The following is a 9377-nucleotide window of genomic DNA, read 5'->3' as shown; positions in this document are numbered from 1 at the left end:
CGAAAAAAATTGACTTGTCATGTCTTGTATATATCTAGTTTTCAAAGAACTTCTTCGCTATCAAAAGCAAGAATATTATAACACTAAATTAATTTCTCAAAATTTTTTTTAATTTTTTTAATGTTTAATAAAAACACAACTAGTTAATAATTACTAGTTGTGCCACTTAATAATTAGCTATTTGAAATTTTCTTCTCAGTCTACTTTTATTGCCCCTCTAAAATTGACTTATTTTAAATTTCTATATTATATATATTGATTGGTTTTATTGTATTCTCTCTTTTAGTGTTTAATTCAATAATTACAGCATTTAACTGTGTGTTATTCTCACTGACAGTAAATTTCTCCCTACTGTTATATCTCATTTTTTTATAAACTTCCTCAAAGTTTGCGCCGATTGCCGCATTCATAGGACCAACCATACCTACATCAGTAATATATGCAGTTCCTTTTGGTAAGATCCTATAATCATTAGTTTGAACATGTGTATGTGTTCCGACCACTGCATCGACAACTCCATCTAAATATAAACCTAGTACATTTTTCTCACTTGTTGTTTCAGCATGGAAATCAACAAAATTAAAGTCCACAGATTCTTCTTCCATAATAGAATCCATAGCATCAAAAAAGTTATTTGCACTTTCTTGTTCTCATGGACTAAGTAGATTATTAAAAGTTATACCCAACAAACTAATAACTCTTAGTTTAGAATTTTTAACTTTAAATATTTTAGCCCCACTTCCTTGATAGCCTCTATCTATATTTAATGGTCTAATTATGTTATTCTCATTTTCTAATAGTTCGTAAATTTCCTCATTAGCTCATACATGGTTTCCCATAGTAAATGCATTTATCCCTAATTCTGAAAGTTTTAAATAATCTGTTTTATTAAGGCCTTTTCTTCCAGAAATGTTTTCCCCTTGAGCAATGATAAAATCTATTTTGTATTTTTCTTTTAAAGTTTGGATGTATTTTTCTACAGTTTTAATTCCTGGTTCTCCAAAAATATCTCCAAAAAATAGTATTCTAATTTTCTTATTTCTTTGCTTAGTCAAGTTCATATAGCAATTATATGACTAACAAATTAAATGTTTAACTTATTTTTAACATTTAATTTTAGTTAAAATCGCTTCCCTTAACTCATTGTCATTTTCGATATAATCGCGCATATTTTTCTTTCCTTGAGCTATATTTTTACCATTATAGCTATATCAAGAACCTTTTTTCTCAATTATTTTTTCTTCGACTGCGACATCAACAAGTTCTGAAAACTTATCAATACCTTTCGAAAATATCAATTCGCTCTGAGCAGACGTATAAGGGGCTGATAATTTATTTTTAACGACCTTGAACCTAATTTCAGTTCCTGTATTTGATTTTCCATCTGTAATAATCGTTCCTTTCCTTACTTCAACTCTTATACTTGAATAAAATTTAAGAGCACGTCCTCCCGGAGTTGTTTCTGGACTACCAAAAATAACTCCAATTTTTTCCCTCATTTGATTTATAAATAAGATTGTTGTCTTATTCTTATTTGAATTTCCTGTGATTTTTCTAAGTGCTTTTGACATTAATCTTGCTTGAGCACCAATTTGTTGATCACCCATTTCTCCATTTAATTCAGCTTCTGGAACTAATGCAGCAACACTATCAACCACAATCAAGTCAATGAATCCTGATTTAGCTAGTGTATCGACAATTTCTAATGCTTGTTCTCCTGAACTTGGTTGAGATAAAATTAATTTGTCTAGTTGAACACCAATTTTTTTAGCATATTCAGGATCTATTGATTGTTCTGCATCTATAAATGCAGCTAAACCTCCATTCTTTTGAACTTCAGCTATAGTATGTAGTGCTAAAGTTGTTTTACCACTACTTTCAGGACCATAGATTTCAATAATCTTCCCTTGTGGAAAACCACCTATACCTAAGACTCTGTCTAGAACATAGCTACCACTATGTATAGTTTGTATATTTATTTCAGGTTTTTCACCTAAAATCATTATTGAATCATTACCAAACCTTTTTTCAATTTCATTTAAAACTGATTTCGCATTTTTCATTAATGTCGCATAATCAGGAATCGGAATGGTTGTTTCGATTTCTGTTAAATTCATTTTTCACCTCCCAATCTAATTACACAACTTTTTTAAGAAAATTTATCGCTCATTCCAAAACTGAACTAAAAAAGAACCACAAGTATCATAGTATAAATTCCCGATTAACTATGATGGCTTGTGGTTCATTTTTTATAATAACTGCAATAAAATAAAAATTAAAAATTTTTGGTTAAATTTGAAAAAATTTTAAAAAATCAATTATTTACGAATATTTAAAGCTTCAATCACTTCGTTGTATTTTTCAAAATTTGTTTCTTTTAAATGTCTTAAAAGAACTTTACGATGTGAAATTTTTGCTAAGAAACCTCTTTTAGAATGATTATCTTTTGGGTTGTTAGCAAAGTGAGGTTTTAAAAGTTCGATATCTTCTGTTAAGATAGCGATTTGAACTGCTATATTTCCAGTGTCTTTAGAATTTTTACCGAATTTTTCAGTTAATTCTAATTTTCTTTGTTTTGAAACCATAATATCTCCTTTAAATTTGAAATCATTATGTTTATAACCCAGATGTTTTATATATCAAAACTCCGAGCTATAAATTTGTGTTTTATATGAAAAAATCTGATATTTCCTAGTATCTGTAAGTTTTATTTAATAATTACATATTGCAATTATTTTTAATTATATAACTTTTTAAGTTAAATTGCTTTAATTCTAAACCTAATTTAATAAATTAAATAATATTTCTTTAGATTTCGCAATATCAGTGTCACTTAAAAATGCTTCATATTCATTTTTAATTAATCTAACTACTTTTCTGAATTCAATAACTATTTGACTATCTGCTAAATCTTCAAGTTCAAAGTTAAATAAATCTAAATAAATCGAATGATCCAAATCAATTAATATGCTTGCATATATTACTAAATCTTCAAAATAAATCACACCTGAATATACACCTGGATGAATGTTTATTAAATTTGCAGATTTTGTGATTATTAAATCAGAATTGACATTACAACTGATTGCATAATTGAAAACTAATAATGAATTAACAAAATCTAAATCACCAAATTCTATGCTTTCTTTTAGTTTTGATGTGCTAATTTTTACATTTTCAATTTTCTGAGTTGGCTCAGTAATAAATGAATAATTTTCATTTAAAGTATTCTCATTTTTTGCAAGTTCAAAATTATAACTTGCTCGATGACCGAATTTATAATCTTCACCAGATATAAATGTGACTTTTTTATTTTGACCCAATTTATTTAAAAATAAAATTCCATCTCAATTTCTGATCGCTTCAAAATCAAGTTCAATAATTGAATCTAAATCCAATTGAGTAAGCTGCATATATTTTGCATTCTTATCTGTAAAACTAGTTCCATTATCTTTTGGCAGCAATTTCTCAGAATTAAAACAAACTAAAATAACTCTGCTATCTTCATTTTGTTTTTTTAATTCAATAGCCTTTTTATAGAGTTGATAGTGACCTAAATGAAATGAATTAAATTCACCTAAAAGAAAAATATCATTATCTTTTGTCTCAAAATCATCTAAATCATAGATTAATAAATCTTCCATATTAAATTAAACCTAATTCTTTTAATTTTAAATATGCTCCATCGTATTCAGCATCTAACATAATTTCATCAGCATATTTTTTAACACTGTTGCTTGCAGTTTCTGTAGTTACACCAATATAAGCTTTTTGTAGCATATCAACATCATTTGCTCCATCACCGAAGGCAATTAGGTTTTCTTGCAATGTGAAACCAAGTCTTTCACACAACACTTCTAAAGCAGTACTTTTCATACAGTTTTTTGGACTAATGAAAATTCCATTACTTCAAGTTGAAGACACCTCCATTGATAAATTGTTATCTTCGATGAATTTTTGCATTTCTTTACCTAATATTTTTGCGTCAGGTGTGTTAATTGTAATCATATATAAATCATCATTTGATAGTTCTTTTTCATCAAAATCATAATAATTAGTCATAAACGGTCTAATAAATCAAGATCTTAAATCCATTGTAGGCGACTTAAAGACTTTATCAAAATCAGTTACTGCAAATGCAACAATTTTATCTTTGTATGCATTATAAAACTTAACAACATCTTCTTTAAGAAGGGTATTTTTGTAAATAAATTTCTCAGTTTTAAGATCATAAATAAATGATCCATTTGCCCCTATAAAGTAGTCTGGTTGAAGAACTTTTAAAAAATCACCAATTGTTGCGAATTCTCTTGCTGTAGCTAAAACTGAAACAATTCCATTTTGTTTTAATAATGGAAAAATTTTTCTTGTATTTAATGAAAATTCTCTGATCCCTTTAGCTAATAATGTCCCATCAATATCAAATGCAGCTACTTTAATATTATCTTTGATTGTTTTCATATAAATTTATCCTTTCAATCGAAACTTTTTTAGGTTTAAAAATACCTTTTATTACTTGCCCAATGGCTCAAACTTCATTTTCATTTGGTGAATAAAGTAGGTAATCACCATCTTCTTTTTCAACTTTAAATTCATTACCATTTCTAATGAATTTAAAAATTTCATTATTTGAAATCATTTTTTTTAGATTTAATAATTTATCAATTTGAATTTGTTTATAGTGTTCTTCAGACAAGTCATCAACAGAAACATTTCCACAGCTTACTCTTTTTAAATAAGTCATTACACAATTTGTTCCTGCTTTTTGTGCCGTATCAACTAAAACACTTCTAACGTAGGCGCCTTCAGAAACTTTTAATTCAACTGTTGCTTCTTGAGTTTGCTCATCAAAATCAATTAAATTGTAAGTAAATATTTCTATTGGCTGTTTTCTTAATTCAACTTCCTTTTGCTCTCTTGCATACTCATATGCTTTCTTACCATTTATCTTTTTTGCACTATATATAGGTGGTATTTGAAATTTTAACGTTTTAACGTACTCCATTGCTTCAAGAAATTCTTGTTTTGTAATTGGTTTATTATTTAGCATTTCAACCTTACCATCAACATCATACGTGTCGCTTTTGTAATTGAATTTACATTTTGCTATATAAGTTTTAGTTTTGTCAGCAATATAAGGCAACAATTTAGTTTCAAAATCCGTTGCAAAAATTATTAAACCACTTGCTAATGGGTCTAAAATTCCAGAATGGCCTATTTTTTTGGCACCCAATTCTTTTTGTAAACCTCTAATAGTTTTATTTGAAAAATCACCACTTTTTTTATGATATTTGTAAAACATAATGCACCTACTTTTAGTATTTAAATTTTATAAGAAAAAATAATATTAATTTAATATTATTTGCAAAGTTATTCAATCACAAAAGTGCTATAATACTTTCAACTATGAATACATCTAAAAATCCAATTATTATTTTCACTGGACCTAGTGGTGTAGGAAAAGGGACAGTTGAAAGATTATTATTCGAATACGATGAGTTAAACTTATCGTTATCTTGTTCTGCTACAACAAGACTTCCTAGAGAAGGGGAGTTAGATGGTATTCATTACTATTTCATTGATAGAGATAGATTCAGAGACAAAATTAAAAGTAGAAAATTTCTTGAATTTTCTTACCATTTAGATAATTATTATGGAACTTTATATTCTGAGTTAGATAAGATTCATAAAAAACATAAAGTGCCTATGTTAGAAATAGAAACAAATGGTGCTAAACAAGTTATTAAGAAGTTTACTCAAGATACAAGAGAAGCTGATAAATATCACTTAATAACTATATTTTTAGCTCCACCATCAGTTGATGATTTAAGAAAAAGAATTTTAAACCGTGGTTCTGAAAATCCACAAACTCTTAAGAGTAGACTTAAAAAAGCTGAAGAAGAAATTGCTGATTCACACATTTTCCAATACATCGTTGTAAATGATGTTCCTGAAAGAGCGGCAGAAGAAATCAGAAGCATTCTACACAAGGAGCTTGGAATTGAGTAGTTTCTATTTTGAATCATTACAAGGTATTAGACCTAAAAACGATGATAGAGTAGCTGTATTTGAAAATGATACAGCTTATTTATCTATTCTATGCGATGGAATTGGTGGACAACCACACGGTGATACGGCTGCTCAAACAATAATTTCAAGATTTAAAACAGAATTTCAAAGCATTGGAACTCTTAATTCAGCAATTGCTATTGAATATTTTATAAAAAACACATTCGACAAAGTTCATAATGATTTTTACAAATTAATCAAAGAAGATCCATCAAAATTTACAATGGGTTCAACTTGTGTTGGATATTATTTTTCTAAATTGTTAAATTCACTTGTGATTTTTAACATCGGTGATAGTAGATGTTATTTATTAATTAAAAAATCTAAAAAAACAGAGCTTAAGTTGATGACAAGAGATCACAACTTATTAAATAAGCTTAATGAAGAAAATAAAGATTCATCAACTTTTTCAGATAGCTATTTAAGATTGCTTGTTAATGCTATTAGTTACAATAACAAAAAACATTTTGATGTTGACTTATTTGTTTTAGATCCAAAATCGTTAGATATTATTGAGTGAATTTTATTAACTTCAGATGGTATTCACGAATTTGTTTCAACTTCAAAAATTGAAAATATTTTAACATCAACTAATTGTCCTGAAGAGGCTACTAAAAAGATAGTCTCAGAGGCACAAAAGAATAAATCAAGTGATAATATGAGTATAGTTTTGCAAAGATTGAGAGGTACAAATGGGTAAATCAAATGAACAAATTAATTTAAATCCTCAATCTAATATTTATAAAAAATACGATGTTCAAAGAATTCTTGGAACAGGAGGAATGGGAACTGTTTTTTTGGCTACATTCAAGAATGATAAAAACAAAAAAGTAGCAATTAAATATCTAAATAATATTTTTAATGAAACTGAAGCTAAAAGATTTGAAGATGAAGCTAAATTACTCTCAAAAGTAAAATCTAAGTACTTACCAAGTTTTTATGAGCATCATAAAAGTTCATCTGAAGAATACTATGTTATGGAATATATTAGTGGCTTGACATTGCACGACCACATTCGAAAACATACATCCTTAAGTGCTAAAAAAGCAAGATCATACATTATGGAAATCGCTGAAGGAATAGGTGAACTTCATGCGCACGGAATTATTCACAGGGACATAAAAAGTCAAAATATCATAATTACTAATGACCAAAAAATTAAAATCCTAGACCTTGGTATTTCATTAACGCCTGAATCACAAAGATTAACAAGAGAAAACGCAGTTATTTGTAGCCCATATTATGCAGCACCTGAATACTCAATTAAAAATCACAAAATAACAAAAGCTGTTGATATTTATGCTTTAGGTGTTTTATTGTTTGAAATGTTAACGGGAACTTATCCATACAAAAGCGAACACGAGCACGAAACAATAACATTGCATTATAAAGGTACATTCCCATCAGCCAGAAACTTTACTGATATCCCTCAAGCATTGGATAATGTTATCTTGAAAGCTACAGCTAAAAAACCTGCGGATAGATATCAAACTGTTTTTGAATTTAAAAAAGCGGTCAGCGAATCGCTTGATTCATCAAAAATGTTTGAGACACCATTGAAACCTGGTAAAGCTAAACAAAAGAAAAAACTTAGCAATATTATCAACAGCAATGCTTTTCTAATTACAATGATTGTTATTATTCTTGTAATAATTCTTGCAGTAGTTTTATGATTCACAATTTGAGGTAACAATTAATGATTTACAAAGTCACAAAAATTGTTGCAGGAATTTATACATTGCAAAATAATCAAGGTGAGATTTTAAATATACCTGCAGCAGGTAAATTAAGATACCAAAATCAAACACCTATTGTCGGAGATAATGTTTTAGTTGAGAATAATCAATTAAAGGAAATCTTAGAAAGAAAAAACGAATTCATAAGACCCAAAGTTGCAAACGTTGATCAAATGATTGTTGTAATGTCTGTTAAGGATCCACAATTTCAATTTTTTTTAGTTGATAAATATCTTGCGATTATTGAATTTAAGAAAATTAAGCCAGTTATCTTTTTAACCAAGACCGATTTGGATTTTGAATACTCTAGAGAAATTTATGAATATTACTCAAATATTGGTTATAAAGTATTTTTAATCGATAATCTAAAACCATCAAGCTACATAAATGATGTTAAACAAATATTTAAAGATAAATATTCTGTTTTTATGGGTCAAAGTGGCGTTGGAAAAACAACAACTATCAATAATTTGGGTCAATTTAGCTTTGACACTCAAGAAATTTCTAAGGCACTAGGAAGAGGAAAACATACAACAAGAGTTGTGTCAATAATCCCTTTTAATGATGGTTATGTTATTGATACACCCGGCTTTTCATCCTTAAATTTAGATTTAACACCAGTTGAATTAGCACAAAGTTTTGAAACATTTTATGAGTTATCAAAACTTTGCAAATTCAGAAACTGCTTGCACATAAACGAAAAAGATCAAGACTGCGCTATCAAACAACAAATTAACACTAAGCTAGTTCCTTTAAAACGTTATGAAAATTATGTAAAATTAAATCAAGAAATTAATGAAAATAAAAGAGGATTTTAATATGACAAAATATGTAACACCAAGTTTATTAAATGTTGAAAAAGAAAACAGATTACCAATGGCTAATACATTGGTTGAAAATAGCATCAAATGAATTCACTATGATGTTATGGATGGAAAATTCGTTCCTAACACAGCGATTCAAGTAGAAGAAATTGAAAACATCGATAAAAATGGTTTAAAACACCTTAAAGATGCTCATTTAATGGTTGTTAACCCTTATGATTATGTAGATCAAGTTAAAGATGTAGTTGATATCATCACATTCCACTTTGAAGCTATTAAAGATGATCTTAAAAAATTTGATGAATTTTTAACTCAAAAATATGATGAATTAAAAATCGGTTTAGCAATCAAACCATCTACATCAGTTGATGAAATTAAGCCATTTTTAGATAGATTAGCTCTTGTTTTAGTTATGTCTGTAGAACCAGGCGCTGGAGGGCAAAAATTTATGCCATCTGCGTTAGAAAAAATAGCTTACTTAAAAGATTTGAAAATTGAAAATGGTTACGAATACTTAATTCAAGTTGATGGAGGAATTAACAATGTAACTGGGCCAGAAGCTTTTAAAGCAGGTGCTGATGCATGTGTTGCAGGAACATACATTGTTGTTGAACCAACAAAAGAAAGAATTCAATCAGTTTTAGGACACCATAGATAATTTTAGAAATTAGCAACAATTGTTGCTTTTTCTTTTATATTTTTCACTCTTATATAACCTAATAAAAAACATTTTTTTATTTTCAAAATA

11 protein-coding genes are annotated in these 9377 nt (G+C 28.0%); 5 read left to right on the top strand and 6 right to left on the bottom strand.

Going from position 1 to position 9377, the window contains the following annotated elements:
• Positions 1 to 233: 233 nt before the first annotated feature.
• The 6 genes from VBM88_RS02620 to truB all read right to left on the bottom strand — a co-directional run bounded on the left by VBM88_RS02620 (position 234) and on the right by truB (position 5302).
• Positions 234 to 1061 (bottom strand): TIGR00282 family metallophosphoesterase, encoded by an 828-nt coding sequence (locus VBM88_RS02620; protein ID WP_323680402.1) that lies wholly within the window; start codon positions 1059 to 1061, stop codon positions 234 to 236.
• A gap of 42 nt (positions 1062 to 1103) precedes the next feature.
• Positions 1104 to 2117, bottom strand: a complete 1014-nt coding sequence (gene recA, locus VBM88_RS02615; RefSeq protein ID WP_323680401.1) for a recombinase RecA — start codon at positions 2115 to 2117, stop codon at positions 1104 to 1106.
• 201 nt (positions 2118 to 2318) lie between these two features.
• Positions 2319 to 2585, bottom strand: a complete 267-nt coding sequence (gene rpsO, locus VBM88_RS02610; RefSeq protein ID WP_257089251.1) for a 30S ribosomal protein S15 — start codon at positions 2583 to 2585, stop codon at positions 2319 to 2321.
• 195 nt (positions 2586 to 2780) lie between these two features.
• Positions 2781 to 3644: an FAD synthase gene (locus tag VBM88_RS02605; protein WP_323680400.1), complete on the bottom strand. Its 864-nt coding sequence runs from the start codon at positions 3642 to 3644 to the stop codon at positions 2781 to 2783.
• Between the two features lies 1 nt (position 3645).
• Positions 3646 to 4461, bottom strand: coding sequence for a YcsE-related riboflavin metabolism phosphatase (locus tag VBM88_RS02600; RefSeq protein WP_323176823.1), 816 nt, complete (start codon positions 4459 to 4461; stop codon positions 3646 to 3648).
• On the bottom strand, positions 4442 to 5302 hold the full coding sequence (gene truB, locus VBM88_RS02595) for a tRNA pseudouridine(55) synthase TruB (protein ID WP_323176822.1): 861 nt from the start codon (positions 5300 to 5302) through the stop codon (positions 4442 to 4444). The genes VBM88_RS02600 and truB overlap by 20 nt, the downstream gene beginning before the upstream one ends.
• Before the next feature lie 104 nt (positions 5303 to 5406).
• Between truB and gmk the strand changes: the two genes are divergently transcribed.
• Genes gmk through VBM88_RS02570 form a run of 5 tightly spaced genes read left to right on the top strand, consistent with a single transcriptional unit; the run spans position 5407 to position 9287 of the window.
• Positions 5407 to 6009 carry a guanylate kinase gene (gmk, locus tag VBM88_RS02590; protein ID WP_257089243.1) on the top strand — a complete coding sequence of 201 codons (603 nt, stop codon included), beginning with the start codon at positions 5407 to 5409 and terminating at the stop codon, positions 6007 to 6009.
• Entirely contained in the window at positions 6002 to 6769 is a 768-nt protein-coding gene (locus VBM88_RS02585) for a PP2C family serine/threonine-protein phosphatase (protein ID WP_323176821.1), read from the top strand. The genes gmk and VBM88_RS02585 overlap by 8 nt, the downstream gene beginning before the upstream one ends.
• The gene (locus VBM88_RS02580) at positions 6762 to 7766 is read left to right on the top strand and encodes a serine/threonine-protein kinase (protein WP_323176820.1); all 1005 of its coding nucleotides are present in this window, start codon (positions 6762 to 6764) and stop codon (positions 7764 to 7766) included. The genes VBM88_RS02585 and VBM88_RS02580 overlap by 8 nt, the downstream gene beginning before the upstream one ends.
• Positions 7766 to 8623 carry a ribosome small subunit-dependent GTPase A gene (gene rsgA, locus VBM88_RS02575; RefSeq protein WP_323680399.1) on the top strand — a complete coding sequence of 286 codons (858 nt, stop codon included), beginning with the start codon at positions 7766 to 7768 and terminating at the stop codon, positions 8621 to 8623. The genes VBM88_RS02580 and rsgA overlap by 1 nt, the downstream gene beginning before the upstream one ends.
• A complete protein-coding gene (locus VBM88_RS02570; RefSeq protein WP_323680398.1) occupies positions 8601 to 9287 on the top strand; it encodes a ribulose-phosphate 3-epimerase in 687 nt (228 codons plus the stop codon). The genes rsgA and VBM88_RS02570 overlap by 23 nt, the downstream gene beginning before the upstream one ends.
• Positions 9288 to 9377 lie beyond the last annotated feature (90 nt).

The organism is Mycoplasma sp. 1232, assembly GCF_034863345.1.
In the GTDB taxonomy this organism is placed as follows: Bacteria; Bacillota_I; Bacilli_A; order Mycoplasmatales; family Metamycoplasmataceae; genus Mycoplasmopsis.
Note: the sequence above shows the minus strand (reverse complement) of the source record. Positions and strands in the feature narration are given on the sequence as shown.